This is a genomic window from Bradyrhizobium sp. CCBAU 11361, from assembly GCF_028128935.1.
Taxonomy (GTDB): Bacteria; Pseudomonadota; Alphaproteobacteria; order Rhizobiales; family Xanthobacteraceae; genus Bradyrhizobium; species Bradyrhizobium niftali.
Genome location: NZ_LBJZ01000160.1, coordinates 1 through 26133 on the forward strand (window position 1 = coordinate 1; position 26133 = coordinate 26133).

The 26133-nt window shown below is 65.9% G+C and carries 25 protein-coding genes; 2 read left to right on the top strand and 23 right to left on the bottom strand.

The features are described 5' to 3' along the window. From XI08_RS15065 to XI08_RS15085, 5 genes are all read right to left on the bottom strand, one after another. Positions 1 to 813: ATP-binding cassette domain-containing protein (locus XI08_RS15065; RefSeq protein WP_271574981.1), on the bottom strand; the 813-nt coding region annotated here is incomplete at its 3' end. After that, on the bottom strand, positions 810 to 1823 hold the full coding sequence (locus XI08_RS15070; RefSeq protein ID WP_271574982.1) for an ABC transporter ATP-binding protein: 1014 nt from the start codon (positions 1821 to 1823) through the stop codon (positions 810 to 812). The genes XI08_RS15065 and XI08_RS15070, both read right to left, overlap by 4 nt. Positions 1824 to 1825: 2 nt before the next feature. Further along, positions 1826 to 2719: an ABC transporter permease gene (locus XI08_RS15075; protein WP_135172655.1), complete on the bottom strand. Its 894-nt coding sequence runs from the start codon at positions 2717 to 2719 to the stop codon at positions 1826 to 1828. Next, on the bottom strand, positions 2716 to 3666 hold the full coding sequence (locus tag XI08_RS15080) for an ABC transporter permease (protein ID WP_271574983.1): 951 nt from the start codon (positions 3664 to 3666) through the stop codon (positions 2716 to 2718). Before XI08_RS15080 ends, XI08_RS15075 begins: the two co-directional genes overlap by 4 nt. Positions 3667 to 3958: 292 nt before the next feature. Then, positions 3959 to 5380 carry an amidase gene (locus tag XI08_RS15085; RefSeq protein ID WP_271575015.1) on the bottom strand — a complete coding sequence of 474 codons (1422 nt, stop codon included), beginning with the start codon at positions 5378 to 5380 and terminating at the stop codon, positions 3959 to 3961. Positions 5381 to 5501: 121 nt separating this feature from the next. On the opposite strand from XI08_RS15085, the gene XI08_RS15090 reads away from it, so the two are divergent. Further along, entirely contained in the window at positions 5502 to 6389 is an 888-nt protein-coding gene (locus tag XI08_RS15090; protein WP_271574984.1) for a LysR family transcriptional regulator, read from the top strand. Positions 6390 to 6393: 4 nt separating this feature from the next. Here the strand turns inward: XI08_RS15090 and XI08_RS15095 are convergent, their stop codons facing one another. The 15 genes from XI08_RS15095 to XI08_RS15165 all read right to left on the bottom strand — a co-directional run bounded on the left by XI08_RS15095 (position 6394) and on the right by XI08_RS15165 (position 21629). Further along, on the bottom strand, positions 6394 to 7329 hold the full coding sequence (locus XI08_RS15095; RefSeq protein ID WP_271574985.1) for a carbohydrate kinase family protein: 936 nt from the start codon (positions 7327 to 7329) through the stop codon (positions 6394 to 6396). A 5-nt stretch (positions 7330 to 7334) separates the two neighbouring features. Then, positions 7335 to 8981 carry an FGGY-family carbohydrate kinase gene (locus tag XI08_RS15100; protein ID WP_271574986.1) on the bottom strand — a complete coding sequence of 549 codons (1647 nt, stop codon included), beginning with the start codon at positions 8979 to 8981 and terminating at the stop codon, positions 7335 to 7337. A 38-nt stretch (positions 8982 to 9019) separates the two neighbouring features. Then, positions 9020 to 9793: an SDR family NAD(P)-dependent oxidoreductase gene (locus tag XI08_RS15105; protein WP_271574987.1), complete on the bottom strand. Its 774-nt coding sequence runs from the start codon at positions 9791 to 9793 to the stop codon at positions 9020 to 9022. 20 nt (positions 9794 to 9813) lie between these two features. Next, positions 9814 to 10821, bottom strand: coding sequence for an ABC transporter ATP-binding protein (locus XI08_RS15110; protein WP_271574988.1), 1008 nt, complete (start codon positions 10819 to 10821; stop codon positions 9814 to 9816). 16 nt (positions 10822 to 10837) lie between these two features. Then, on the bottom strand, positions 10838 to 11668 hold the full coding sequence (locus XI08_RS15115; protein ID WP_135172648.1) for a carbohydrate ABC transporter permease: 831 nt from the start codon (positions 11666 to 11668) through the stop codon (positions 10838 to 10840). 3 nt (positions 11669 to 11671) lie between these two features. Continuing rightward, positions 11672 to 12544 (bottom strand): carbohydrate ABC transporter permease, encoded by an 873-nt coding sequence (locus XI08_RS15120; RefSeq protein ID WP_271574989.1) that lies wholly within the window; start codon positions 12542 to 12544, stop codon positions 11672 to 11674. A 94-nt stretch (positions 12545 to 12638) separates the two neighbouring features. Then, entirely contained in the window at positions 12639 to 13949 is a 1311-nt protein-coding gene (locus tag XI08_RS15125; protein ID WP_271574990.1) for an ABC transporter substrate-binding protein, read from the bottom strand. Positions 13950 to 14239: 290 nt separating this feature from the next. Beyond that, a complete protein-coding gene (locus tag XI08_RS15130; RefSeq protein ID WP_027546277.1) occupies positions 14240 to 15190 on the bottom strand; it encodes a sugar-binding transcriptional regulator in 951 nt (316 codons plus the stop codon). Positions 15191 to 15198: 8 nt separating this feature from the next. Next, a complete protein-coding gene (locus XI08_RS15135; RefSeq protein ID WP_271574991.1) occupies positions 15199 to 15861 on the bottom strand; it encodes an HAD family hydrolase in 663 nt (220 codons plus the stop codon). A 180-nt stretch (positions 15862 to 16041) separates the two neighbouring features. Then, entirely contained in the window at positions 16042 to 17961 is a 1920-nt protein-coding gene (locus tag XI08_RS15140; RefSeq protein ID WP_271574992.1) for a nitric oxide reductase activation protein NorD, read from the bottom strand. Positions 17962 to 17971: 10 nt separating this feature from the next. Further along, positions 17972 to 18781 (bottom strand): CbbQ/NirQ/NorQ/GpvN family protein, encoded by an 810-nt coding sequence (locus XI08_RS15145; RefSeq protein WP_271574993.1) that lies wholly within the window; start codon positions 18779 to 18781, stop codon positions 17972 to 17974. A gap of 62 nt (positions 18782 to 18843) precedes the next feature. After that, positions 18844 to 20190 carry a cbb3-type cytochrome c oxidase subunit I gene (locus XI08_RS15150; RefSeq protein ID WP_027546281.1) on the bottom strand — a complete coding sequence of 449 codons (1347 nt, stop codon included), beginning with the start codon at positions 20188 to 20190 and terminating at the stop codon, positions 18844 to 18846. Positions 20191 to 20242: 52 nt separating this feature from the next. Beyond that, entirely contained in the window at positions 20243 to 20695 is a 453-nt protein-coding gene (locus XI08_RS15155) for a c-type cytochrome (protein ID WP_271574994.1), read from the bottom strand. 95 nt (positions 20696 to 20790) lie between these two features. Then, complete coding sequence (locus tag XI08_RS15160; protein ID WP_271574995.1) at positions 20791 to 21054, bottom strand: cytochrome C oxidase subunit IV family protein; 264 nt, start codon at positions 21052 to 21054, stop codon at positions 20791 to 20793. After that, positions 21054 to 21629: a cytochrome c oxidase subunit 3 family protein gene (locus XI08_RS15165; protein ID WP_271574996.1), complete on the bottom strand. Its 576-nt coding sequence runs from the start codon at positions 21627 to 21629 to the stop codon at positions 21054 to 21056. Before XI08_RS15165 ends, XI08_RS15160 begins: the two co-directional genes overlap by 1 nt. A 131-nt stretch (positions 21630 to 21760) precedes the next feature. On the opposite strand from XI08_RS15165, the gene XI08_RS15170 reads away from it, so the two are divergent. Then, the gene (locus tag XI08_RS15170; RefSeq protein WP_085965373.1) at positions 21761 to 21916 is read left to right on the top strand and encodes a hypothetical protein; all 156 of its coding nucleotides are present in this window, start codon (positions 21761 to 21763) and stop codon (positions 21914 to 21916) included. 110 nt (positions 21917 to 22026) lie between these two features. On the opposite strand, the gene mmsB is transcribed toward XI08_RS15170, so the two are convergent. The 3 genes from mmsB to chvE all read right to left on the bottom strand — a co-directional run bounded on the left by mmsB (position 22027) and on the right by chvE (position 26087). Then, positions 22027 to 23217, bottom strand: coding sequence for a multiple monosaccharide ABC transporter permease (gene mmsB, locus XI08_RS15175; protein ID WP_027546285.1), 1191 nt, complete (start codon positions 23215 to 23217; stop codon positions 22027 to 22029). Then, a complete protein-coding gene (gene mmsA / locus XI08_RS15180) occupies positions 23214 to 24791 on the bottom strand; it encodes a multiple monosaccharide ABC transporter ATP-binding protein (protein WP_271574997.1) in 1578 nt (525 codons plus the stop codon). The genes mmsB and mmsA overlap by 4 nt, the downstream gene beginning before the upstream one ends. Before the next feature lie 222 nt (positions 24792 to 25013). Beyond that, positions 25014 to 26087 carry a multiple monosaccharide ABC transporter substrate-binding protein gene (chvE, locus tag XI08_RS15185; protein ID WP_271574998.1) on the bottom strand — a complete coding sequence of 358 codons (1074 nt, stop codon included), beginning with the start codon at positions 26085 to 26087 and terminating at the stop codon, positions 25014 to 25016. Positions 26088 to 26133 lie beyond the last annotated feature (46 nt).

A 26133-nucleotide genomic window follows, 5' to 3' on the forward strand; every position in this document is an offset into this window, starting at 1 on the left:
CCGGCGCCGGCCGCCGCCGGCCCGTGCCCGCGGCACCGCGTCCAGCAGCGCCCGCGTATAGGGATGGGCGCAGCGCTCGAACAGATCCTCCGGCCGCCCCTGCTCGACGATCCGGCCGAGATACATCACCGCGACCTCGTCGCAGAGATAGTCGACGACGGCGAGGTCATGGCTGATCAGGACATAGCTCAGGCCGAACTGGTCCTGGAGATCCTGCATCAGGTTCAGCACCTGGGCCTGCACGGAGACGTCGAGCGCGGAGACCGGCTCGTCGGCGACGATCAGCTTCGGCTGGGTGATCAGCGCGCGGGCGATCGCGATGCGCTGGCGCTGGCCGCCGGAGAATTCGTGCGGATATTTGTCCATGTCGGCATCGCGCAAGCCGACCTGGCGCAGCACCGCGGCGACGCGTTCCCGGAACGTGGTGCGATCAGCGCCGTCCAGCACGGTCAAGGGTTCGGCGACGATGCGCGCGATGGTCTGGCGCGGATCGAGCGAGCCGTAAGGGTCCTGGAACACCATCTGGAAATCGCGGCGGGCGCGGCGCAGCTCATCGGCCGGGAGGCGGTTGAGATCGCGGCCGAGCAGCGCGACCTGCCCCGATGTCGGCCGCTCCAGCGCCATCACGACGCGCGCAAAAGTGGACTTGCCAGAGCCGGACTCGCCGACGATGCCAAGGCTCTTGCCGGCGGCGACCTGCACGCTGACGCCGTTGAGCGCGCGCACCTGCCCGGGCGGACGGAACAGGCTCTCGCGCGGCAGCGTGTAGCGCTGCTCGAGATCCCTGACGTCGAGAAGAGGCGCGGTGCTCATGCGGACAGCGCTCCGACATTCTCGGCCATCGAGACATCGGTGCGCACGCAGCGCACGACATGACCGGGGCCGACTTCGACCATCGGCGGCAGCGCCGCGCGGCAGCGATCGATCACGAGCGGACATCGTTCGGAGAAGGTGCAGCCGGCCGGAAGATCGGCGAGTTCCGGCACTGTGCCCGAGATCGTCTTCAGCCGCGTCCCCTTGCGTGCGCCGAGCTTCGGACGGGCGCGGAACAGGCCCTGCGTGTAGGGATGGCCCATGCGGCGGAACACCTCGTCGGTCGGCCCGCTCTCGACGACGGTGCCGCCATACATCACCATCATGCGCTGCACGTTCTCGGCGATGACGCCGAGATCGTGCGAGATCAGGATCATCGACATGCCGCGCTCCTCGACGAGATCGGCGATGAGGTCGAGGATCTGGCCCTGGATGGTGACGTCGAGCGCGGTGGTCGGCTCGTCCGCGATCAACAGGTCGGGCTCGCAGGCGAGCGCCATCGCGATGGTGATGCGCTGGCGCTGGCCGCCGGAGAACTGGTGCGGATAGGCATCGACGCGACGCGCCGGATCGGGCAGCCCGACGCGATCGAGCAAGGCAATCGTCTCTTTCCGCGCCTGCGACGCCGAGAAGTTCTTGTGACGCCGCAGCGGCTCGGCGACCTGGTGGCCGATCGTGTGCATCGGGTTGAGCGCGGTCATCGGCTCCTGGAAGATCATGCTGATGCGATTGCCGCGCAGGCGGCAGTAATCCGCATCCGCAAGCCCGGCGAGCTCATTGCCATCGAGCTTGATGCTGCCGGAGACCACGGCGCTGTCCGGCAACAGGCCCATCAGGGACATCGCGGTGACCGACTTGCCGCAGCCGGATTCACCGACGAGCCCGAGCGTCTCACCGCGCTTCAGGGCGAAGCTGACGCCGCGCACGGCCTGCGCCGGGCCGCGGCTGGTGTTGAGGCGAACGCCGAGATTGGTAACCTCGATCAGCGGCATGGTGGAGCGCTCAGCCATCGTCATCGCTCCCGCGCCAGTCGTGGATCGAGCAGATCGCGCAAGCCGTCGCCGAGCAAATTGAGGCCGAGCACGGCGACCGCGATCGCGGCACCGGGATAGACCGCGAGCATCGGCGACTGGAACAGCAAGGTCTGCGCATCGTTCAGCATCCGCCCCCAGGACGGCTGCGGCGGCTGCGTGCCGAGGCCGAGATAGGACAGTGCGGCCTCCGCGAGAATGGCGAGCGCGAACTGGATCGTCGCCTGCACGATCAGGATCGACAGGATGTTGGGCAGCACGTGCTCGATGGTGATGCGAAACCTGCCCTTCCCCGAGGCGCGCGCGGCCAGCACGAATTCGCGCGCCCAGATCGCGTTGGCCGAGCCGCGCGTCAGCCGGGTCAGCGTCGGGATCTGGAAAATGCCGATCGCGATGATCGAGGTCACCATGCCCGGCCCGACGACCGCGGCGAGCATGATCGCGGAGAGCACGGCCGGAAAGGCGAAGGTGAAGTCGGAGAAGCGCATGATGATCTCTTCGGTCCAGCCGCGCCGCGCCGAGGCGATCAGGCCCAGACAAACGCCGAAGGTGAGACCGATGCTGACCGCGATGATGCCGACCATGATGGTGGAGCGGGCGCCGGCGAGCAGCAGCGAGACGATGTCACGGCCAAAGGAATCGGTGCCGAGCCAGTGCGCCGCCGATGGCGGCCGGAGCTTCGCGGCGATGTCGATCTCGTAGGGCGACCAGGGCGTCCAGACCAGCGACAGCAGCGCCGAGACGAGCACCAGCAGACTCAGCGCGCCGCCGAGGACGAAGCTGCGATGGCGCAGCGCGCGGCGCCAGAACGTGCGCGCGGGCAGCGGGCGCGTGGCGACCGGCGCATCCATCGAGGTGGTCAGGGGCGCGCTCACAGGTCGTGCACCTTGATGCGGGGATCGATGAAGGCATAGAGCACGTCGACCACGAAATTGACGATGACGACCATGGTCGCGAGCAGCATCACGCAATTGCGCACCACGATCAGGTCGCGGTTGGCGATCGACTGGAAAATCAGGCGGCCGAGGCCCGGCAGGTAGAACACGTTCTCGATCACGATGGTGCCGGCGAGCAGATTGGCGAATTGCAGGCCCATCACCGTCATCACGGGGATCATGGCGTTGCGCAGCACGTGGCGCCACAGCACCTCGCGCTTGCCGAGCCCCTTTGCACGCGCGGTGCGGACGAAATCCTCGCGCAGCACTTCGAGCACGGCCGAGCGCGTGACGCGGGCGAGGATCGCGGCCTGCACCACCGCGAGCGAGATTGCCGGCAGCAGCAGCGACTTGACCCCCAGCCAGATGCCATCCTCCCAGCCGGCGAAGCCGCCCGCCGAGAGCCATTGCAGCCGCACCGAGAACAACAGCACCAGCAGGATCGCGAACCAGAAATTCGGCAGCGCGATGCCGACCTGCGTCAGCGACATCACGCCGACATCGCCGAGCTTGTTGTGGTTGGCCGCGGTGTAGATGCCGGCCGAGAGCGCCAGCGTCACCGTGATCGACATGGCCATGATCGCGAGCGGAATGGTCAGCACCAGCCGCTCCGCGATCAGGCTGGCGACCGGCGTGCCGTAGACATAGCTGTTGCCGAGATCGCCGACGAGCAGGCCCTTGACCCATTGCAGATAGCGAACCGCCAGCGGCTGGTCGAGCCCGAGCTTGACGGTGAGCGCGCGGACCGCGTCCGGCGACGCGTCGGCCCCCATCAGCATCTGCGCGGCATTGCCGGGAAGCGCATCCAGCACCAGGAAAATGATCAGGGATGCGCCGACCAGCGTCGCCAGCAAGGTCAAGACACGTCGGAGGACAAATACGCTCATGCGCTCACGAGCTCCGACGTCGTCCTGGCGAAGGCCAGGACCCATAACCCCAGGGAGCGGTTTGGCGAAGACTGGTCGTTCGGTACTGACACCGCCCGTCACCGATAAATTCCGCGGTATGGGTCCTGGCTTTCGCCAGGACGACACCAAGGGGGTTGCGGGCGCCATGCCGCATTGGGACAAATACGCTCATGCGCGCTCGGTTTCGGGGCTCATCCGCGGCACGATCAACATGTCCGGACGGCGGACGCAAGTCCTTTGCGCGCAAGTGGCTTGCTGCATGCGCATGTCGTCATTCCGGCCAGCGGGACAGGAGGTCGGCGGAGGCCTCGAACAGCGCGCTCACGCGCAGCAATTCCGCATCGAGCCGGAAGCGGCCGACGAGCTGAAGCCCGATCGGCAAGCCGTCGCGGCCGAAGCCCGAGGGAAGGCTGACGGCGGGATGCCCGGTCATGTTGAACAGCATGGTCCAGGGGAACCAGTGCGGCCGGACGCTGTCGAAATGCACGCCGTCGATCTCGATGGTGCCGAACAGATCCTGCTTGATCGGCAGCGCGGTGCGCGTGAGGGTCGGCATCGCCAGGAAGTGCCCGCGCGCAAGCAGCGATTGCACGCGGCGGAACAGCGCGGTGCGCGCGAACATCGCCTCCTGGTAGTCGACGCCGCTGACCTCGGTGGCGAGCGCGAGCTGCTTGAGGAAGGCCTCGCTCAGCTCGTCCTTGTGCTCGGCCGCGAGCTTAGCAAAGCGCGTGCGCCAGACGGTGTGGTTGATGGCGCGCCAGATCGGCTCGATGTCGAAACCTTCGCCGGAGAATTCCTCGAGCTCGGCGCCGAGCCCGGCCAGCCGGTCGAGGCTCGCCCTGAAGCTGGCGGCGACCTCGGCCGACACCGGACGGCCCGGCGGCGTCAGGCAGTACAGGATCCTCTGCCCGCGCAGATCGCCGCGCGGGGCGGCGGTGCCGACGAAATCGGGCACGGGAACGCCGATCGACCAGGGATCGCAGGCATCCTCGCCCGCCATCGCCTGCATCATCAGCGCGGTGTCGGCGACGGTGCGCGTGGTCGGCGTGACGTAGGTCTGGTTGCCGAACACATCCAGCGCCTGGCTGTGCGGGATGACGCCGTTGCTCTGCTTTAAGCCCACCACGCCGTTGCAGGCAGCCGGAATTCGCGTCGAGCCGCCGCCGTCGGTCGCGATCGCGAGCGGCGCGATGCCGCTGGCAACGGCAACCGCCGCGCCGCCGCTGGAGCCGCCCGAGGACCGGCAGGCATCCCACGCATTTCGGGTGCGGCCGAACAGCGGCGAATCCGTCAGGCATTTGCTGCCAAATTCGGGCGTCGTGGTCTTGCCGATCAGGATCGCGCCCTCGGCGCGCAGCCGCGCCACGGCCACCGCGTCCTCGGCCGGCACGTTGTCCTTGTAGGGAACGGCGCCGAAGGTGGTCTTCACCCCCTTGGTGTTGACGATGTCCTTGACGGTCACGGGGATGCCATGCAGCAGGCCGAGCGGCTCGCCGGCCATCATCTTGCGCTCGGCGGCGCGCGCTGCCACCATCGCCTCGTCGCCGCAGATCGTGATGAAGCAGTTCAACTGGGGCTGGAGCGCCTCGGCGCGCGCGAGCACGGCCCGCGTGATCTCGACGGGCGAGATCCGCTTGTCGGCGATGAGGCCGCGCAGCTCGGTTGCGGACAGCAGGCAGGGATCGCCGTTCATCGTCACATCACGCTCCGAAGCCGGCCCCCGTTGGCCAGCCATTGACAGCGAGAATGACAGTTTTGTTAACTCGCCGTCCAATACGATTTTGGTCGTCAACCCATACGTTTTCGGTATGCCAATGGATCTTCGCCGGCTCCGCTATTTCGTCGCCGTCGCCGAGGCGCGCAGCGTCGGCAAGGCCGCCGAACGGCTGCGCATGGCGCAGCCGCCGCTCTCGGTCCAGATCCGCAAGCTGGAAGCCGAGATCGGCGCGCCGCTGTTCCGCCGCGGCACGCGCGGCATGGACCTGACCGAGGCGGGCCAGGCGCTGCTGGCGCGCGCCGGCGAGGCGCTGGCGCTTGCGGCCGACGGCGCCGAAGCTGCGCGTGCGGTTGCATCCGGGCGGCGCGGCCGGCTGTCGGTCGGCTACATGTTCGTGCTGGCCAATGCGGTGCTGCCGCGCCTGATCCCGGAGCTGCGGCGGTCGATTCCCGGCGTAGACCTCGACTTCGCCGAGCTCAGCGCCTCGACGCGCGAGGCACGGCTGCTCGACCGCAGCGTCACGGTCGCGCTGTGCATGCCGGCGATCCATCACCCTGAAATCCAGGTGGCGCGGGTCGGCGCACAACCGTTCATGCTGGCGATGCCGATCCGCTCGCCGCTCGCCCGTCTCAGTGCGGTGCCGATGGCGAAATTGCAGGGCCGCCCGCTGATCGCGCTGCCGCGGCCGGACCAGGACCCCGCCTCTTCCATGGTCGCGGCCCTGCTGCGGCGGCATCAAATCGTGATGCCGATCGCGAGCCGGGTGGAGACGGTGCATTCGGCGATGAGCCTGGTTCTCGCCGGCGAAGGTCTCGCCATCCTGCCGGCCTGCGCCAAGCTCGGCGCCCCGCACGGCATCGTATTCCGGCCGCTGCGCGATGCGACCGACTCCATCGACATCGCGGTGTGCTGGCGGCGGGACTCGCACAGCCCGTTGATCCGCACCTTCCTCAAATGCGCCGAAAGGGTCGTCGCGCCGCTGTGACGGGCTACAAGGGCCAGGCGATCTCATGGCTCCAGGGCGGATCGGCGCCCGGGCGGGTGCAGGTGAGACCGGCGCAATTGGCGGCAAAGGACAGCGCGCGGCGGAGCTCGTCGGCACTGATCGCCTTGAGCTGCTGCCGCGCCAGGCGCCCCTGCTTGTGCAGGGCGAACAGCAGTGCCGCCTGAAAGCTGTCGCCGGCGCCGATGGTGTCGGCGACCTCGACCTTGGGCGCGGTGACCTCGATCTGCCCTGCCCCCGCGTGCCAGGCGATGGCGCCATTGTTGCCGAGGGTGATAACGACGAGGCTTGTGCCCTGCCCGAGCAGCATGCTCGCGCGCTGCTGATACGGCTCGTCGCCATAGAGATAGGCGAAATCGACGTCCGACATCTTGATGAGGTCGGCGCTCCTTGCGAACTCGGCCATGCGCGCGAGATAGGCCGGCTTGTCCTTGACGAGGTTGGGGCGGCAGTTCGGATCGAAGGAGATCGTCGAGGACGCGCGCGCGTCCGCGATCAGGGCTTTGGTTTCGGCCGCGCCTTGATCGTTGACCAGCGTGGTCGAGCCGACATGGAGGGCTTCGACATCCGCGAAAGGAATCGACCCGCGCCGGTAGGTCCAGTTCCGCGTCGCCGTTTCGGCATCGTAGAAGGCGTAATGCGACTCGCCCGCGACGATGCGCACGAAAGCGAGCGTGGTCTGGTGATCGCTGCGGGTGGCAAGGCCGAGCTCGACATGCGAGGCGCTTGCGTGGTCGGCGATCATGCGGCCAAACAGGTCGGTCGAGATGCCGCCGACAAAACCGGTCGGTGCGCCCAGCCGCGCCATGCCGATCGCGACGTTGAGGCAGGAGCCACCAACCGCGGGCATCACCGCTTCGCGGCCTTCCGCGTTTCGCGTCGGCACGAAATCGATCAGCGCATCGCCGCAGGATATCAGCATTCGTTTCAACCTCCGGCGATATCGCGCATCGCGGCACGGCTGCCGCGATCGAGCTCGCGCAGCAGCTTGTATACGTCGCGCTTACGGGAATGAAACGCGGCCATGTCGGGCGCGGTCGGCTCGCTCTTGCGTCCCAGCGCCGACATCCTGGCCATGGTCTCGCCGATCGAGGCATAGGCGCCGCCGGCCACCGCACCTAGCATTGCGGCGCCCAGCAGCACCGGCTCCCTGGTTTGCGGCAGCGCGACGGTGAGGCCCGTGGTGTCGGCCATGATCTGACGCACCAGCGGGCTGCGGCTGGCGCCGCCGCCCATGATCATGATGCTGGAACGGACGCCATGCGCGGCAAAGGCCTCGATCACCTCGGCAAGCCCATAGGCGAGCCCACAGAGACCGGCGACGAACAGCCGCTCCATCGAAGCGATGTCGGTGTCGAGATCAAGGCCGGCGATCACCGCGCGGGTGTCAGGATCGGCATAGGGCGACCGATTGCCGATGAATTCGGGGAGCACGTGGACGTCGCGGGCGAGCAGCGCGGCGCGGCTGGCATCGCCGGCGCGTGCGATGATGCGACGCTCGAGGAACTCGATGAGGTCGAGGCCATCGCTCCGCGCAGCCGCGCTCGCCTCGGCAAAGCCAGGATGCGATTTGAGGAGATGGTCGATCGCCGCGCCTGCGGCCGACTGCCCACCCTCGTTGAGCCAGAAGTCCGGCACCATGCCGGAATAATAGGGACCCCACACGCCCGGCACGAAGCAGGGCTCCTTGGTCGTCGCCATGATGCAGGCCGACGTTCCCATGATGTAGGCGAGGCGGTCGCTGACATCGCTCGTCCCGCCAGACCCATCGCGGCCGCCGATCGCGCCGATGCCGCCGGCATGGGCGTCGATCAGCGAGGCACCGACCGGCGTGCCCGGCGACAGGCCGAGCTCGGCCGCGGCCGGGCCGGTGAGACCTGCGCCGAGCCGCGTGCCCGGTGCGACGATCTCGGTGCCGATGCGGGCGTATTTCTCGCTGACGAAGTCGGACAGCCCGATGCGCTTGAAGAAAGGCGCGCTCCAGCCGCCGCCGTCATGGGCGAGATAATTCCATTTGCAGGTGACGGTGCAGGTCGAGCGTTGCAGCGCGCTGGTTGCGCGCCAGGTCAGGTAGTCTGCCAGATCGAAGAAATGGCCTGCGGCGTCGAAGCTCGCGCGCAGATGCCGCTTCAGCCACAACAGTTTCGGCATCTCCATCTCGGGCGAGATCGAGCCGCCGACATAGCGCAGCACCGCATCCTCGGTCTCGTTGATCAGCCGCGCCTCGGCCGTGGCGCGATGGTCCATCCAGACGATGACGTTGCGCTGCGCCTCGCCCGAGTCGCTGACGGTGAGCGGCTCGCCCTGGAGGTCGAGCACCACGAGGGAACAGGTGGCGTCAAAGCCGATGCCGCCGACGCTGTCGGGCGCGATGGCAGCTTCCGCCATCGCCGCCCGCACGGATTTCACGCAGGCCTCCCAGATGTCCTGGGACGACTGCTCGACGATATCGCCGGCCTCGTGCCAGACCTTGATCGGGTGCCGGGCCGTCGCCAGCAGCGTGCCGGCCTCGTCAAACACCCCTGCCCGCGTGCTGGTGGTCCCCACGTCGACGCCGATATACGCTCGCGGCATTGTCGCTCCCGGTCGCTCTCGTCAGTTTTGACGCAAGCCTACCAGCAAGTGTAGCCGCCATCCACCAGCACGATGCTTCCGGTCATCAGGCTCGCGGCTTCCGAGGCGAGGAACAGCACGACGGAGGCAATCTCCTCGACCTGCCCCATCCGCGCCATCGGGGTTCCGCCGATCCAGGCGTCGTACATTTTCGCATTGCTCTTCACGAAGGCGTTGAGCGGCGTCTCGATATAGGTCGGCGCCACCGCGTTGACGCGGATGCCGCGCGCGCCCCATTCCGCGGCGAGCGATTTGGTCAGATGGTGCACGCCGGCCTTGGATGCATTGTAGAAGCACTGCTCCTGCGGCTTGTTGACGATGAAGCCGGACATCGAGCCGACATTGACGATGGCGCCGCTTTGCGCCTTCAGCATGTGCTTGCCGAACTCGCGGCAGCACCAGAAGGTGCCGTTGAGGTTGACGTCGATGACGTTGAGCCAGTGCTCGTCGGTCACCGTCTCCGCCGGCGTCTCGCTGCGGGCGATGCCGGCATTGTTGACGAGGATGTCGACCCTGCCGTGGCGGGCGACGAGGTCATTGGCCACCTCGGCGACGCGCTTGGTGTCGGTCACGTCCATGACCGCGCTCTCCACGTCGAACCCTTTGGTCTTCAGGCCGGCCTTGGCGCTGTCGGCGACCTTGCTGTCGCGATCGCCGATCACGACCCTGGCGCCGGCCTCGGCCAGCGCCTCGGCGCAGGCGAGCCCAATGCCCTGCCCGCCGCCGGTGATGAACGCGGTCTTGCCGTTCAGCTTGAATTTTTCCAGGTACATGTTGGTTTTTCCGTTTCTTGTCAGCCGCGAAGAGCGTTGCCGCTCTCGTCGAAGCGGTGAATGCGCGCGGGCTCCGGCACCAGCGACACGTGATCGCCGGCATGCAGGCTCAATTCGCCGATGTAGCGCGCGGTCAGCATGCCAAGCTGGCCCGCATCGACATAAAGGAACGTGTCGCTGCCGAGATGCTCGGCGACCGCGATCGTCCCCTGCCAGCCGCCGGTCCCGTCGCGCTCGATCTTGAGATGCTCCGGCCGCACGCCGATGGTGGCCGCGCCCTGCTGCCTGGCGAGCTCGCCGGTGACGAAGTTCATCTTGGGCGAGCCGATGAAGCCGGCGACGAACAGATTGGCGGGCTTCTCGTAAAGCTGCAGCGGCGAGCCATATTGCTCGATCTTGCCGCCGTTGAGCACGACGATCTTGTCGGCCATGGTCATGGCCTCGACCTGGTCATGGGTGACGTAGATCGCGGTGGTGCCGAGCTGCTTCTGGAGCCGCGTCACCTCGATGCGCATCTGCACGCGGAGCGCCGCGTCGAGATTGGAGAGCGGCTCGTCGAACAGGAACGCCTTGGGCTCGCGCACGATGGCGCGGCCGATCGCGACGCGCTGGCGCTGGCCGCCGGAAAGCTCGCGCGGCTTGCGATCGAGATAGGGCGTGAGATTGAGCGTCGCGGCCGCCGCCTCGACCTTGCGGTTGGTCTCGTCCTTGGAAAGGCCCGCCATCTTCAGCCCGAAGCCGATATTGCCGCGCACGCTCATATGCGGATAGAGCGCGTAAGACTGGAACACCATCGAGAGCCCGCGCTTGGCCGGCGGCGTGTCGACGACGTTCTTGCCGTCGATCAGGATCTTGCCGCCGCTGACGTCCTCAAGCCCGGCGATCAGCCGCAGCAGCGTGGTCTTGCCGCAGCCCGACGGCCCCACGAACACCACGAACGACCCGTCCGCAATGTCGAGATCGGCACCCTTGATGATGTGCACGGGGCCGAAGGATTTTTGCACGTCCTGAAGTGTGATCTGACCCATGATCCGGCAGCCCTTCTTACTTTACCGCGCCAAAGGTGAGCCCGCGCACGAGCTGCTTCTGGCTGAACCAACCGAGGACGAGAATGGGCGCGATCGCCAGCGTCGAGGCCGCCGACAGCTTGGCCCAGAACAGCCCTTCCGGGCTCGAATAGGACGCAATGAACGTGGTGAGCGGCGCAGCGTCCGACGTCGCCAAATTGAGCGTCCAGAACGCCTCGTTCCAGGCCAGGATCAGATTGAGCAGCATGGTCGATGCCAGGCCCGGGATCGCCATCGGCGTCAAGACATAGACAAGCTCGCGGCCGATGGTGGCGCCGTCCATGCGCGCGGCTTCGAGGATGTCGCGCGGGATCTCCTTGAAATAGGTGAAGAGCATCCAGATCACGATCGGCAGGTTGCCGAGGCAGAGGATGAAGACGAGCCCGATGCGGGAATCGAGCAGGCCGAAGGACTTGTAGATCAGGTAGATCGGCACGAGCACGCCGACCGGCGGCATCATCTTGGTCGAGAGCATCCAGAGCAGGATGTCCTTGGTGCGCTTGGTCGGCGAGAACGCCATCGACCACGCCGCCGGGATCGCGATCAGGAGCGCGATCAGCGTCGAACCGCCGGCGATGATGATCGAGTTCATCGCATGGTGCAGATAGTCGCTGCGCTCCTGCACGGTGACGTAGTTCTCGGTGGTCCAGTGGAAGAACAGGAAGGACGGCGGAATGGCGAAGGCCTCGAGCTCTGTCTTGAAGCTTGCCAGCACCATCCAGAGGATCGGGAAGAAGATCAGGAAGCCGAAGAACCACGCCCCGATCGTCGATATCACCACCCGCTGCGTCGTTTCCTTCCGCGCCATTGTTCAAGCCTCCAGGTTGCGGCCGACGATGCGGACAAGGAAGAAGGCGACGATGTTGGCGATCACGACGGCGACCAGCCCGCCGGCCGACGCGCTGCCGACGTCGAACTGGATCAGCGCTTGCGAATAGATCAGGAAGGCGATGTTGGTGGTCTGAAGGCCCGGCCCGCCGCCCGTGGTGACGAAGATCTCGGCAAACACCGTGAGCAGGAAGATGGTCTCGATCAGGATCACCACCGTGATGGGACGCGCCATGTGCGGCAGTGTGATGTAGATAAAAGACGAGAGCGCACTGGCACCGTCCATCTCGGCGGCTTCCTTCTGCTCCTCATCGAGCGATTGCAAAGCGGTCAGCAAAATCAGCGTCGCGAACGGCAGCCATTGCCAGGCCACGATCAGGATCACCGCGAGCAGCGGCGCGTCGGTGAACCAGTCGATCGGCGTCAGCCCGACAAGCTTGGCGAGCCAGGCGAACAAGCCGGAGACCGGATGCATCAACAGGTTCTTCCAGACCAGCGCGCTCACCGTCGGCATCACGAAGAACGGCGCGATCACCATCAGCCGCACGATGTTGCGGCCGATCACCGGCTGGTCCATCAACAGCGCCAGCGGAATGCCGAGCAGGATGGTCAGCGCCAGCACCGAGCCGACCAGCACCAGGGTGTTCTGGAGCGAAGCCAGGAAGGCAGGATCGGTGAGGAAGTAACGGAAATTCTCAAGCCCGACGAACACCTCGGAGCCGGGATCGAGCAGGCTGTAATGCAGCGTCGAGAAATAGAGCGTCAGCGCGAGCGGGACGATCATCCAGATGAACAGGAGCCCGACGGCCGGGGTCAGGAGCGCGCGCGCCAGAAACTGCGTCTGCCGGGTTGCCATCCCTGACTTCTCCTCTTGGGGAAGAAGGCGGCCATCCGCCGGGGCTGGGCTGGTGGATGGCCGCCAGTTTGAGCTCAGGAGGGAGAGCTCGGGTTCACTTGATGTAGCCGGCGCGCTTCATCTCGCGCTCGGTCACGGATTGCGCCGCGGTGAGCGCGGCATCGACCGTCATCGATCCCGCAAGCGCGGCCGAGAACTGCTGGCCGACCTGCGTGCCGATGCCCTGGAATTCGGGGATCGCGGCGTACTGCACGCCGACGTAAGGCACCGGCTTCACCGTCGGCTTGTTCGGATCGGCGGCGTCGATCGAGGCCAGCGTTAGCTTCGCGAACGGCGCGACCTTCAGATATTCAGGGTTCTGGTAGAGCGAGGTGCGCGTGCCTGGCGGCACATTGGCCCAGCCCTCCTTCGCCGCCACGATCTTGGTGTAGTCTTTGCTGGTCGCCCAGGCGATGAACTTCTCGGCGACGTCCGACTTCTTCGAGCCGGCAGGGATCGCGAGACTCCACGCCCACAGCCAGTTGGCGTTCTTGCCGAGCCCGGTGTTGGGCGCCAGCGCGAAGCCGACCTTGTCGGCGACCCTGGACTCCTTGGGATTGGTGACGAAGGACGCCGCGACCGTCGCGTCGATCCACATTGCGCATTTGCCGGCGTTGAACAGCGCCAAGTTCTCGTTGAAGCCGTTGGAGCTCGCGCCGGGAGGGCCGGCTTCCTTCATCAGATTGACGTAGGTCGTCAGCGTCGTCTTCCATTCCGGCGTGTTGAACTGCGGCTCCCATTTCTCGTCGAACCAGCGCGCGCCGTAGGAATTGGCCATCGCCGAGAGGAACGCCATGTTCTCGCCCCAGCCGGCCTTGCCGCGCAGGCAGATGCCGTAGGTGCCGCCGTTCTTGTCGGTGAGCTTCTTAGCCGCGTCGATCACGAAATCCCAGGTCGGCTTTTCCGGCATCTTCAGGCCGGCCTTCTCGAACAGGTCGGTGCGGTACATCACCATCGAGCTCTCGCCGTAGAAGGGCGCGGCGTAGAGCTTGCCGTCGACGGAGACCGCATCCTTGATCTTGGGCAGGAGGTCGGCGACGTCGTAATCGGCGCCGAGATTGGCGAGCGGCACCAGCCAGCCCTTCTTGGCCCAGATCGGCACCTCGTAGGTGCCGATGGTGAGCACGTCGAACTGGCCCCCCTTGGTGGCGATGTCGGTGGTGACGCGCTGGCGCAGCACGTTCTCTTCCAGCGTCACCCATTTGACGGTGATGTCAGGGTTCTGCTTGGTGAATTCACCGGTCAACCCCTGCATGCGGATCATGTCGCCGTTGTTCACGGTGGCGATCGTCAGGGTGGTTTCGGCCATCGCGGGGACGGCCAGCAGCACAGACGCGCCGCAGACGGCGCCGAGGACGTATTTCACGGTGACCTCCCTCAAACTCGCGTTTTGAGCATATGCTCACGCGTTGGGCGTATGTTCACCTCACGGGCAGAGGATTGTCAAGCAGGCGCGCGCGCGTTTTGGCAACTTATGAGTGCTGCGGTGCGGGAGATGAGCCGAGCGATCGCCTCGCACGCAGTGTCATGCCCCGCGAATGCGGGGCATCCAGTACGCCGTGCCGTCCATTGGTTTGCCCTAAGAGGAGCCGCGGCGTACTGGATCGTCCGCCTGCGCGGACGATGACAGCGGCGCGAGCAGCGAAATCCGGCGCCTCAGCGCTCCAAAATCGCCCTTGCGGTCGCCTCGTCCGTGATCAGGCCGTTGATCAGGCCTCCGCTCAACGCCGCCGCGATCGCCGGGACCTTGGCGGCGCCGACCGCGGCGCCGATGGTCGTGGTCTTGGCCGGCACTTCCGGGGGAATGCTTGTGAGGCGCTTGTTGGTGCCGGCCTTGAGCATGCGGCCCTTGGCGTCATAGGCCCAGCCGGTGATCTCGCCGATCGCCCCCAGGCGCATCATCTCGAACAATTCGTCGCGGGTGACGAAGCCGTCGACGTGGACCTGCGCCTTCTGGTCCATCTGGCCGATGCCGACGAGGCGTAAATCGGCCTTGGCCGCGACCGCCTTCACCTTCGCGATCGGCTCGATGCGCACCATCTTGTTGCGCTCGTCCTCCGACGACATCAGGAACGGCAGCGGCATCGGGTAGTGCCGCGCGCCGGTGCGGTCGGCGAGCCGGCCGACGGTGTCGTAGAAGCTTGCCGAACCGTCGGCGGAGATGTTGCCGACCAGCGAGACGATCTGGTGATTGGGCCGGTCGATCGGCGTGACGCGCTCGACCGCGGCGCGCACCGCCCGCCCCGTGCCGAGCGCGACGATGACGGGAGTCTCCGAGCGCAGCGTGGAGTCGAGCAGGTTGGCGCAGCGCTCGGCAATGCCGGCGGTCGCCTGCGGCGCGGCGGGATCTTCCGGCACCACCTCGCAATGGACGAGATCGAACCGCTGCTTCAGGCGCGCCGCCAATTCCATGCAGGCGGCGATGGGATGTTCGAGCCGGAAGGTGATGAGGCGCTCGGCAAGGCAGAGCGAGACCAGCCGCTGCGCCGAGGCGCGCGAGACCTGGAGCATCTTCGCGATCTCGTCCTGGGTATGGCCGGCAATGAAATAGAGCCAGCCGGCCCGCGCAGCGTCGTCGAGTCTCGATTTGTCGTTCTCGGCGGCCATGGCTGAAATCACGCCTCCCAGAAATCGCTCATGCGCGCGAAGACCCGATCGGCCCCGGCGGCGGACAATATAGCGCGGCCGTCGCGGCCGCGATAATGGCTGCCGCCGACAAATCCCCAGACGGTCATGCCGGCCGCCTTGCCCGCCTGCACGCCGCTGACGCTGTCCTCGATCACCAGCGAGCGCGCGGGCTCCGCGCCCATCTGCGCCGCCGCGTGGAGGAAGAGATCCGGCGCCGGCTTGCCGTGCCTGACCATCTGCGCAGTGTAGAGCCGCGCGCCGAAATGCGCCCGAAGACCGGTGACATCGAGCGAAAGCGAGACGCGGTCGATGTCGCTGGACGAGGCCACGCAGAACGGCGTGGCGAGTTTGGAGATCACCGCCCCGACCCCGGGGATCGGCTCGAGCGAGGCGGCAAACGTCTCCAGCACGCGCGACTTCAGGCGCGGCAGAAAGCCATCCGGCACGGCCTGCCCGAGATCACGGTAATGCTGCTCGATCGCCTTGGTGCTGCGTCCAAGAAACAGCTCGAGCGCCTGCTCTTCGCTGAGCGCGAAGCCGAACTCGGCCAGCACCTCGGACAGGCACCGGCAGCTCAATAGCTCGCTGTCGACGAGCACGCCGTCGCAATCGAAGATGATGAGATCGGGTTTCGGCCGGCTTTGGTCCATCCGGCCATTCGATCATATACCCATCAAGTGAGCAATAGCTCACCTGAGCATGGTGGCTCAGGCAGGTAATCGCATCTCTTGCGAGAGCGTGGAACATGGAAGCCTCCACATCGTCATGGCCGGGCTTGAGAGCGTTCAGATGCGATTAACCAGTCGTGTCGGGCGCTGCTTCTCCGCTCATCAATGCGCCACCTGCCGGTAGATCGCCGGCAGCGCCGCGGGCAAGCGCTTGATGTTGCCGACGATCGCATAGCCGCCGCGCCCGAACAGCGTCGGAAAGTAGGACTGCGCGGTCGCATCGACCGTCACGCCGAAGACCGCGATGCCGAGCCGGCGCGCTTCCTGCACGGATTTGCGGGTGTCCTCGACCGCAAAGCGCCCCTCATAGTGATCGACGTCGTTCGGCTTGCCGTCGGTGAGGACGAGCAGCAGCTTCTTGCGCTGCGGCTGGCGCGCAAGCTCGGCCGAGGCGTGGCGCACCGCTGCGCCGATCCGCGTGTAGTAACCCGGCTTGAGCGCGCCGATGCGGCGCTCCACTGCGCCGCTCATCGGCTCGCCGAACGCCTTGATCGTTTCGAGCCGCACCCGGGACCGCCGGCGCGAGGTGAAGGTGAGGATGCTGTGGTGGTCACCGCAGGCCGACAGCCCGTGCGCGAGCACGAGCAGCGCTTCCTTCTCGACGTCGAGCACGCGATAGCCATCGACCCACGCGTCCGTCGAGAGCGAGACGTCGACCAGCAGGCTCACTGCGAGATCGTGCCCTTCCGGCCGCATGGCCATGTGGACGCGATCAAGACCAGCGCCATTGCCGCCAGCACGAAGATCGCACCGCGCGCGCACGAGTGCGTCAAGGTCGAGATCATGGCCATCAGCTTGCGCGCGCATCAATTCGTGGCGCGGTCGCAAGATTTCGAAGCGGCGGCGCACCTGGCGGATATGCCGGCGCATGGTCTCATCAGGCGTCCAGCTTTCGCCGGTCTCGGAGGCTGCGCCGGCGAGCACGCGGCAATGATCGGGCAGATAGGAGCCGCTGCGAAAATCCCATTCGGGATAGGTCAAATCCGCATTCAAGCGCGAGGCATCGAGGGCTTCCGGCGGCAGGTCGAGATCGAATTTGAAACGGCTCGCCGGCTTGCCGCTGCGGCGGGTCAGCGTGATCTCCTCGAGATCGTCGGCCGCCTTCCGCGCGTCGTCGTCCTCGCTGTCATCGGCGGGACGGTCGACATTGACCATCTCGGCCATCGCAAGGATCTTTTCGAAGCGGTTGAGCACGAAGGGATCGCTGCGGCTGGCGCCGTCCTCGCGCTCGCGGACGGCGAAACGCTTGCGATTGTCCTCGGCCGCGGCCTCCGCGCCATCAGCGCACTCGTCCTCGCCTGCATGCGCGGGCGACAGCTCGCGCGTCCAGCAATCGCCCCAGAGCGGGCACGGCAGGATCGAACGATAGCCCGGCGGCGCCTTGTCCGGCAGCGGCCCCGTTCCCATCATCGCCGGCCACAATTTGCCCGCGGGCGCAGATCCCGCTCCGAGCAGGGCGAGAACGATCTGCTCGACCTCCTGCTCGATGCGCGGCAAGGGGCGCCGCGGCCGGGCCTCGGCGGTTGCCGCGGCGAGCCGCGCATAGTCGGCGACGAGCCCGGGAAAATGTGTGAGCACAAAGACCGCCGTCTCGGCGGCCCGGCGCAGCACCAGCAGATCGCGCCTGAGCGGATCGGTCAGCACGATCGTCTCGATCGGTGCGACCGCGAACCATGCCGCGAGCCAGCGATAGAGAGATGCGTTCAGTTCACGGTCGGGAAAGATCGCGATGCGATCGGGCAGGAAGATGGTTGCGGCGTCGCGGCCCGGCTGCTCGAGGCGCTCGTCGCCGAGGCCGATGCGTTGCCGCCAGCCGAGCCGGTGCCCGGACTTGCGGGCGCCGGCGCTTGCGATCTGCACGCCGGCCTCGCCGCCGAGCGCACGGAACATCACCGCGATCCGGCCCCTCACCTCCGCAAGCGACACCGCGTGCTCGGCGTGAACCGGATAGCTCGCAGTGCCGCCGACCATCCGGTGCCAGGCACGGCCGACCGTCTCCTCCAGTTCGAGGAAGTCGAGCATCGGACCGGCCTCACCCGATCACGGCGCGCGCGACGTCGAGCAGCGCGGCCTTGACGTCGGCGTCGTCGGTCAAGGGCTCGATCATGCCGGCGAGCACGGCATCGGCAATCGACGCGCCTGCGGCAATCAGGGTGGCGCAATAGACGACGAGGCGGGTCGAGACGCCCTCCTCCAGATCGTGACCCCTGAGCGCGCGCAGCCGGCCGGCGAGCGCGACCAGCGGCCGCACGCGATCCGGCGGCAGCCCGCTCTCGGCGGACACCACCGCGATCTCCTGCTCGGGCGGCAGGAAGCCGAACTCGATGGCGACGAAGCGCTGCCGCGTCGAGGGCTTCAGCGCCTTGAGTAGCGTCTGGTAGCCGGGATTATAGGACACGACGAGCATGAAGCTCTTCGGTGCCGCGAGCTCCTCGCCGGTACGCTCCAGCGGCAGGATGCGGCGATCGTCGGTGAGCGGATGCAGCACCACGGTGACGTCCTTGCGGGCTTCCACCACCTCGTCGAGATAGCAGATGCCGCCCTCGCGCACCGCGCGCGTCAGCGGACCGTCGGTCCATACGGTGTCGCCGCCCCTCAGGAGGTAGCGGCCGGTGAGATCGGCGGCGGTGAGATCGTCGTGGCAGGCGACGGTGTGGAGCGGCAGTCCGAGCCGCGCCGCCATATGCGCGACGAAGCGCGTCTTGCCGCAACCGGTCGGGCCCTTCAGCAGGACCGGGAGCTGATGCCGCCAGGCGTGCTCGAACAGCGCGCATTCGTTGCCGGTTGCGACATAGGCCGGCAGCGCGGGCGCCGAGGTCACCGTGTGAAGGGCAGGTTTCATGATGTCTCTCCGGACTTTCCAGGAAGCAGGGGGCCGCGGCGAACCGCGGCCGCCATTTGCGTTTACTCAGCCGGCTGCAGCGCGGCAGGCATGGCCGCCTGCTTCTCGCGGCCCGGCACCAGCACGGCCCAGACGAACATCAGCGCGGAGATCGCCACGAACACGCCGGAGCCGAGCCGGACCCAGTAGAACACCGCGATCTGATCCTGCACGTCCATGTAGCCCTGGCCGAGCACACGTTGCAGATGGACCTGGACCACTCCGGCGAAGGTCAGCGCGAAGGTCATCACCATCATCGCCGTGCACATGATCCAGAAGCTGGTCATGCTGAGCCACTGGTTGTAGGGCGCGCGTCCCTTGAGCTGCGGGATCGCATAGGCCATCACCGACAGGTTCAGCATCACATAGGCGCCGAAGAAGGCGAGATGGCCGTGCGCGGCGGTGACCTGGGTGCCATGAGTGTAGTAGTTCACCGAGGACAGCGTGTGCAGGAAGCCCCAGACGCCGGCGCCGAGGAACGCCATCACCGAGCAGCCAACCGACCACAACAGCGCGGCGCGGTTCGGATGCTTGCGGCCGGCCTTCCAGGTCATCTGCACCGTGAAGATCACCATGGTGAAGAACGGCGCCACTTCGAGCGTGGAGAACAGCGAGCCGATCCACTGCCAGTAGCCGGGCGCACCGATCCAGTAGAAGTGATGGCCGGTGCCGAGGATGCCGGAGAACAGCGCAAGGCCGATGATGACGTAGAGCCACTTCTCCACGACTTCGCGGTCGATGCCGTTGAGCTTGATCATCAGATAGGCGAGCACGGAGGCCATGATCAGCTCCCAGACGCCCTCGACCCAGAGGTGGACGACGTACCACCAGTACATCTTGTCGACGGCGAGGTTCGCCGGATTGTAGAACGCGAACAGGAAGAAGATCGCAACGCCCCACAGGCCGAACAGCAGGATGTTGGTGACCGTGGTCTTGCGGCCCTTGAGCGCCGTCATGGTCACGTTGAACAGGAACATCAGGCAGACCACGACGATGCCGACCTTGATGATGAAGGGCTGCTCGAGGAACTCGCGGCCCTCGTGATAGTGGAAGAGATAGCCGACCACGGCGACGCCCGCCGCGCCGAAGAACATCCAGAACTGGATCTTGGCCAGCAGCGGGCTGTACAGCTCGGTCTCGGTCTCTTCCGGGAGCAGGAAGTAAGTCGCGCCCATGAAGCCGATCAGCGACCATACGATCAGCGCGTTGGTGTGGATCATCCTGACGATGTTGAACGGCAGGAGGGTCGACAGGGTGTTGGGCAGGACGTAGATGGTTCCGGCGAGCAGGCCGAACAGGACCTGGGCCAGAAACAGCGTCAGCGCGCCGTAGAAATACAGCATCGCGACTTTCTGGGTCTGATATTTCATCTCGGGTTCTCTCTGTCTTGAAAGAGGCAAGGACTCGAAAGAGGCAGGCGCTTTAGCCCGCCTTGTTCGGCGGCCATTCCTGGCGCTTGATCGTGCTCACCCATTGCAGGAAGTCGGCGAGATCGTTGAGCTCCTGGTCGGTCAGGTTGAATTGCGGCATCTGCCGCCGGCCCTCCGCGCCCGACGGCTGCGACTGCATCCAGGCCTTCAGCGTCTCGCGCGCGGCGGCCGGGTCTTCCTTGCCGCCCCAGCGATCCCAGACATTGCCGACTTCAGGGGCGAAATAGGCGCCCTCACCCAGCAGCGTGTGGCAGTTGATGCAGGAGTTCTTCTCCCAGACATGCTTGCCGCGGGCGACCGACGACGTCAGCGTCGAAGCGTCGGTCGAGGTCGTGGCCATGTAGTAATGGCTGTGCGCCGTCAGCCCTATGAAGATGGCGAAGAAAAAAGCCGAGCCGCCGTAGAAGACGTTTCGAGCGGCCGACTTGGTCAGGCGTTCAGCCATTGCCAATCCTTTCCGGTTGATTCCTGTCGAGGTGCGATGCTGCGATTTATTGCCGCTTCGACCGGCCGGTTCTTTGTCAGGGCGCAATGAGCGCGTCAGATCAGGGCGACGACGGCCGACACGGACCAGGCAAACAGCAGGACGATGACGACCCAGGCACTCACGAGGCCGCGCCAGAGCGCCGGCGCAGCGCGAAGATCGAGGAAATCGAGCACGATCCGGCGGCCCTTGAGCGCGGCGAAGGTCAGCAGCAGGGCGTTGCCGAGCAGCGGACGCGTCACAAGGGATGGAACCAGAACGGTCGCGAGCGCGAGGCCGATCAGCACGATCCATGTGAGGTCGAGACGGCCTGGAAGCATCAGCGCACCAGATACAGAATCGGAAACATGACGATCCAGAGCAGGTCGACCATGTGCCAGAAGGCGGCCCCCGTCTCGACGCCGATCACCTCCGCCCTCCGGGAAACCAGGGCTAGGATCACGATGCCGAGGCCGACATGCAGGAGATGAAAGCCGGTAAGAAGGAAGTACAGCGTGAAGAACGGGCTGGATTCCAGACCGTTTCCCTGCGCGATCTCGCCGGCATATTCGAACAGCTTGATCGCGATGAAGGCGCCGCCAAGGGCCACGGCACCGAACAGCCAGCCGCGCGCGGCCCGCTTGCGCGGTGCCCGTGCGGCTGCGGTGCCGCGGGCTGCGGCCCAGCCGCTGGTCACCAGGACAATTGTGTTGAGCCCGGCAAGATGCGCATCGAGCGTGGCCTGTCCGGCCGCGAACACGGCGGGATGGATGGCGCGGGCGACGATGAAGGCGCCGAGAAACAGGCCGAACGCGGCAAGCTCGCTGAAGATCAGCACCCAGATCATGGGATCGCCGGGGAGATCCTCGAGGATGCCCCAGCCGGTTCCCTGTTGTTCGCAATCAGTTGCCGACATCGTCTTTCCGGATCAGGGCACCGGACAGACTTAGCTCACCCGTCCCGATCCGAGTTTGTCGGCGGACAAATTAGGGGACATGAGATCGCGGTAGAAAACCGCCTCAGCGTTCCAGAGAGTGGCGAACAACGATGAGCGATGCACAAATCGGGCTGATGACGGCAACGCCAATCATCATTGCGTTCGCCATTGCCCTCAGGCGAATGGGCGTGCTGTCGACGGTCGCGACCGTGTCGGCGGTAAGCCTCTCCGTCGCGATCGCGACGGTGCTGTTCACGACGCAATAGCGACTGCCGATTTCAGACCGTAGCCCGGATGGAGCGTAGCGTAATCCGGGACGGTCTCACCAAACGGATAGAACCCGGATTGCGCTGCGCTCCATCCGGGCTACTGGCCCCTATCGCCGCTGGTTATAGACGTCGATGCACACGGCTCCCAGCAGCACCAGGCCCTTGATGACCTGCTGATAGTCGATGCCGATGCCGAGGATGGACATGCCGTTGTTCATCACGCCCATGATCATGGCGCCGACCACGGCGCCGCCGACGCGCCCCACTCCGCCATAGGCCGAGGCGCCGCCGATGAAGCAGGCGGCGATGACGTCCAGCTCGAAGCCCAAGCCCGCCTTCGGAGTCGCGGTGTTGAGACGCGCGGCGAAGACGAGGCCGGCGAGCGCGGCCAGCACGCCCATGTTGACGAAGGTGAAGAAGGTCAGCCGCTCCGTCTTGATGCCCGACAGGCTTGCAGCTTTCGCGTTGCCGCCGACTGCGTAGACCTGCCGGCCGATCACGGTGCGGCGGGTGACGAAGCCGTAGAGCGCGATCAGCGCGGTCATGATCACCAGCACGTTGGGCAGGCCGCGATGCGAGGCGATCAGATAGGTGAAGTAGAGCACGGCACAGGCCAGTAGAATGCTCTTGCCGAGGAAGAACGCATAAGGCTCGACCTCGATGCCGTGCGCCTGCTCGCGCGACCGGCCCTTGGCGCTGGCATAGACGAGGCCGAGCGCGAGCAGGGCGCCGATCAGCATGGAGGTCGGATGCAGCGTGCCGGCCTCGGGCAGGATCTCCGGGATGAAGCCCGAGGACAGTTTCTGGAAGGTCGCCGGGAACGGCCCGAGCGACTGGCCCTGCAACACCGCAAGCGCAAGGCCCTTGAACACCAGCATGCCCGCCAGTGTCACGATGAAGGACGGGATCTTGAAATAGGCCACCCAATAGCCCTGCGCCGCGCCGATCGCCGCGCCCAGCAGCAGGCAGGCGATGAAGGCGAGCGTGTAGTCGACCTTCCAGGTCACCATCAGCACGGCGGCCACCGCGCCGACGAAGCCCGCGACCGAGCCGACCGAAAGGTCGATATGGCCGGTGACGATCACCAGCAGCATGCCGAGCGCCATGATGACGATGTAGCTGTTCTGGAGCACCAGGTTGGTCAAATTGAGCGGCTGGAGCAGCGTGCCGCCGGTCATGACCTGGAAGAACAGCATGATCGCGATCAGCGACATCAGCATGCCGTAATTGCGCAAATTGTTCTTGATGAAGCTGCCGTGCCGGCGCTCCTCGGGCAGCGAAACCGTCTTGTCGGTCATGGCTGCAATCCTCCCATCTCCGCGGCCTCAGGCACGCCGTTTCCGTTGCTTCTCTGGTTGCGCATGATGGCGCGCATGATCTTCTCCTGCGTCGCCTCGGCGCCCTTGAACTCTCCGACGAAGGCGCCGTCGTTCATGACGCAGATGCGGTCGCAGATGCCGAGCAGCTCGGGCATCTCCGAGGAGATGACCACGACACCGCGGCCGGCCTCCGCCAGCTCGTTGATGATACAGTAAATCTCGTATTTGGCACCGACGTCGATGCCCCTTGTCGGCTCGTCCAGGATCAGCACCTTGGGGTCGGTCATCAGCCATTTCGACAGGACGACCTTCTGCTGGTTGCCGCCGGAGAGCTGGCCGGTCTCCTGGTAGACGTCGGAGCAGCGGATGCGCATGCGGTTGCGATAGTCGCTGGCGACCTTCAGCTCGGCGATGTCGTCGATCACCCTCCCCGGCGCGACCTGGTCGAGGCTGGCGAGCGTGATGTTCTTGCGGACGTCGTCGGCGAGGATCAGGCCGAGCTGCTTGCGGTCCTCGGTGACATAGGCAAGGCCCGCGTCGATCGCGGCGGCGACGCTCGACAGCACGATTTCCCGGCCCTCGAGCCGGATCAGGCCGCTGATATTGGTGCCCCAGGAGCGGCCGAACAGGCTCATGGCGAATTCGGTGCGGCCGGCGCCCATCAGCCCGGCAATGCCGACGACCTCGCCGCGCTTCACGCCGAAATCGACGTTTTTGATCACCTGCCGCTCGGGATGGATGGGGTGATAGACCGACCAGTTCTCAACGTTGAGGACCGGTTCGCCGATCTTTGCGCTACGCTCCGGGAAACGGTGAGCCATATCGCGGTTGACCATGCTGCGGATGATGCGGTCTTCCTGGATCGGCTCGGCATGGCAGTCGATGCTGTCGACGGTCCGGCCGTCGCGCAGCACGGTGATGTGGTCGGCGACCTTGGCGACCTCGTTGAGCTTGTGCGAGATCAGGATCGAGCCGATGCCCTGCTCGCGGAACACCATCAGGCGTTCGAGCAGCGCGGCACTGTCGGCCTCGTTCAGGCTCGCGGTCGGCTCGTCCAGGATCAGCATCCGCACCCGCTTGGACAGCGCCTTGGCGATCTCGACCAACTGCTGCTTGCCGACGCCGAGATCGGTGATCAGCGTGTCCGGCGATTCCTTGAGGCCGACCTGCGCCAGCAGCTCGCGCGTGCGCCGGTACACCTCGTCGCGATCGATCACGCCGAGTTTTGACGGCGGATGTGACAGAAAGATGTTCTCCGCGATCGACATCAGCGGGATCAGCGCAAGTTCTTGATGAATGATGATGATGCCGAGCGCCTCGGAATCGTTGATGTCGCGGAAGTGGCGCTCCTCCCCCTCGAAGATGATGGTGCCCTCGTAGCTGCCGTGCGGATAGACGCCGCTCAGCACCTTCATCAGCGTGGACTTGCCGGCGCCGTTCTCGCCGACGAGGGCGTGGATCTGCCCGGCATGAACCGAGAAATTGACGTCGCGCAACGCCTGGACGCCGGCAAAACTCTTGCTGACGTTGCGCATCTCCAGCATGGCGGTCATGGCTTCATATCCCATCCGTTACTTCACCTCGCCCCGCTTGCGGGGAGAGCATAGGCCGCTTTCAGCGGCCGTTTCTTAAGAACGCCGAAGCAAAGCTTCGGCTATGCGCGAAGCGATCGGGTGAGGGGGAGTCTCCGCGAGGGCAGCTATCACCGTCCCCGTGGAGAGCCCCCCTCACCCTGACCCTCTCCCCGCGCGCGGGGAGAGGGGAAAGAGAGAATTCTACTGGAACTGCGCCTTCTTGTAGTAACCGCTGTCAACCAGGACCTTCTCCCAATTGTCCTTGTAGACCACGACCGGCTTGAGCAGATAGGACGGCACGGTCTTGACGCCGTTCTCGTAGGTCTTGGTGTCGTTGACCGAGACCTGCTTGCCGGCGAGCGCCGCATCGACCATGTCGGCAGTCACCTTGGCGAGGTCGCGGGTGTCCTTGAAGATGGTCGAATACTGATCGCCGCGCAGCATCGCCTTGATCGAGGGCACCTCGGCGTCCTGGCCCGAGATGACGGGCATCTTCTGGTCGGCACTGCCATAGCCCACGCCCTTCAGCGACGAGATGATGCCGATCGACAGGCCGTCATAGGGCGACAGCACGGCGTTGACCTTCTTGTTGCCGTAGTAGGCGCTGAGCAGGTTGTCCATGCGGGCCTGCGCGGTGGCGCCGTCCCAGCGCAAGGTCGCGACCTTGTCCATCCCCATCTGGCCGGACACGACGACGAGCTTGCCGCTGTCGATGTACGGCTTCAGCACGCTCATCGCGCCGTTGTAGAAGAAGTAGGCGTTGTTGTCGTCCGGCGAGCCGCCGAACAGCTCGATGTTGAACGGACCCTTGCCGTCCTTGAGGCCGAGGCCCTGCACGAGCGACTCCGCCTGGAGCACGCCGACCTGGAAATTGTCGAAGGTCGCGTAATAGTCGACGTTCGGCGTGCCGCGGATCAGGCGGTCATAGGCGATCACAGTGATGCCCTTGGCCTTGGCCTGCTTGAGCACGTCGGACAGCGTGGTGCCGTCGATCGCGGCGATCACAAGCGCCTTCGCGCCCTTGGTCACCATGTTCTCGACCTGCGAGAGCTGGTTCGGAATGTCGTCCTCGGCGTATTGCAGGTCGGTGTTGTAGCCGCGCTCCTTCAGCACCTTGACCATGTTGTTGCCGTCGTCGATCCAGCGCGCCGACGATTTGGTCGGCATGGCGATGCCGACGGTCGCCTTGTCCTGCGCGGAGGCGGGAACGCCTGCGGCCATCGTCGCAGCGCCGGCCAGCGCCAGCGCGAGGATTGTCGTCTTCAGTTTCAGCATGCTTCACTCCCTTAAGGTGTCAGACTGTTTCTTCGGTCGTAGCGAA

Coding starts and splice junctions, on each gene's coding strand:
- XI08_RS15070 (WP_271574982.1), bottom strand. CDS start 1,823: ATGGCTGAGCGCTCCACCATGCCGCTGATCGAGGTTACCAATCTCGGC.
- XI08_RS15080 (WP_271574983.1), bottom strand. CDS start 3,666: ATGAGCGTATTTGTCCTCCGACGTGTCTTGACCTTGCTGGCGACGCTG.
- XI08_RS15085 (WP_271575015.1), bottom strand. CDS start 5,380: ATGAACGGCGATCCCTGCCTGCTGTCCGCAACCGAGCTGCGCGGCCTC.
- XI08_RS15090 (WP_271574984.1), top strand. CDS start 5,502: ATGGATCTTCGCCGGCTCCGCTATTTCGTCGCCGTCGCCGAGGCGCGC.
- XI08_RS15095 (WP_271574985.1), bottom strand. CDS start 7,329: ATGCTGATATCCTGCGGCGATGCGCTGATCGATTTCGTGCCGACGCGA.
- XI08_RS15100 (WP_271574986.1), bottom strand. CDS start 8,981: ATGCCGCGAGCGTATATCGGCGTCGACGTGGGGACCACCAGCACGCGG.
- XI08_RS15105 (WP_271574987.1), bottom strand. CDS start 9,793: ATGTACCTGGAAAAATTCAAGCTGAACGGCAAGACCGCGTTCATCACC.
- XI08_RS15110 (WP_271574988.1), bottom strand. CDS start 10,821: ATGGGTCAGATCACACTTCAGGACGTGCAAAAATCCTTCGGCCCCGTG.
- XI08_RS15115 (WP_135172648.1), bottom strand. CDS start 11,668: ATGGCGCGGAAGGAAACGACGCAGCGGGTGGTGATATCGACGATCGGG.
- XI08_RS15120 (WP_271574989.1), bottom strand. CDS start 12,544: ATGGCAACCCGGCAGACGCAGTTTCTGGCGCGCGCGCTCCTGACCCCG.
- XI08_RS15130 (WP_027546277.1), bottom strand. CDS start 15,190: ATGGCCGCCGAGAACGACAAATCGAGACTCGACGACGCTGCGCGGGCC.
- XI08_RS15135 (WP_271574991.1), bottom strand. CDS start 15,861: ATGGACCAAAGCCGGCCGAAACCCGATCTCATCATCTTCGATTGCGAC.
- XI08_RS15140 (WP_271574992.1), bottom strand. CDS start 17,961: ATGCTCGACTTCCTCGAACTGGAGGAGACGGTCGGCCGTGCCTGGCAC.
- XI08_RS15145 (WP_271574993.1), bottom strand. CDS start 18,781: ATGAAACCTGCCCTTCACACGGTGACCTCGGCGCCCGCGCTGCCGGCC.
- XI08_RS15150 (WP_027546281.1), bottom strand. CDS start 20,190: ATGAAATATCAGACCCAGAAAGTCGCGATGCTGTATTTCTACGGCGCG.
- XI08_RS15155 (WP_271574994.1), bottom strand. CDS start 20,695: ATGGCTGAACGCCTGACCAAGTCGGCCGCTCGAAACGTCTTCTACGGC.
- XI08_RS15160 (WP_271574995.1), bottom strand. CDS start 21,054: ATGCTTCCAGGCCGTCTCGACCTCACATGGATCGTGCTGATCGGCCTC.
- XI08_RS15165 (WP_271574996.1), bottom strand. CDS start 21,629: ATGTCGGCAACTGATTGCGAACAACAGGGAACCGGCTGGGGCATCCTC.
- XI08_RS15170 (WP_085965373.1), top strand. CDS start 21,761: ATGAGCGATGCACAAATCGGGCTGATGACGGCAACGCCAATCATCATT.
- mmsB (WP_027546285.1), bottom strand. CDS start 23,217: ATGACCGACAAGACGGTTTCGCTGCCCGAGGAGCGCCGGCACGGCAGC.
- mmsA (WP_271574997.1), bottom strand. CDS start 24,791: ATGACCGCCATGCTGGAGATGCGCAACGTCAGCAAGAGTTTTGCCGGC.
- chvE (WP_271574998.1), bottom strand. CDS start 26,087: ATGCTGAAACTGAAGACGACAATCCTCGCGCTGGCGCTGGCCGGCGCT.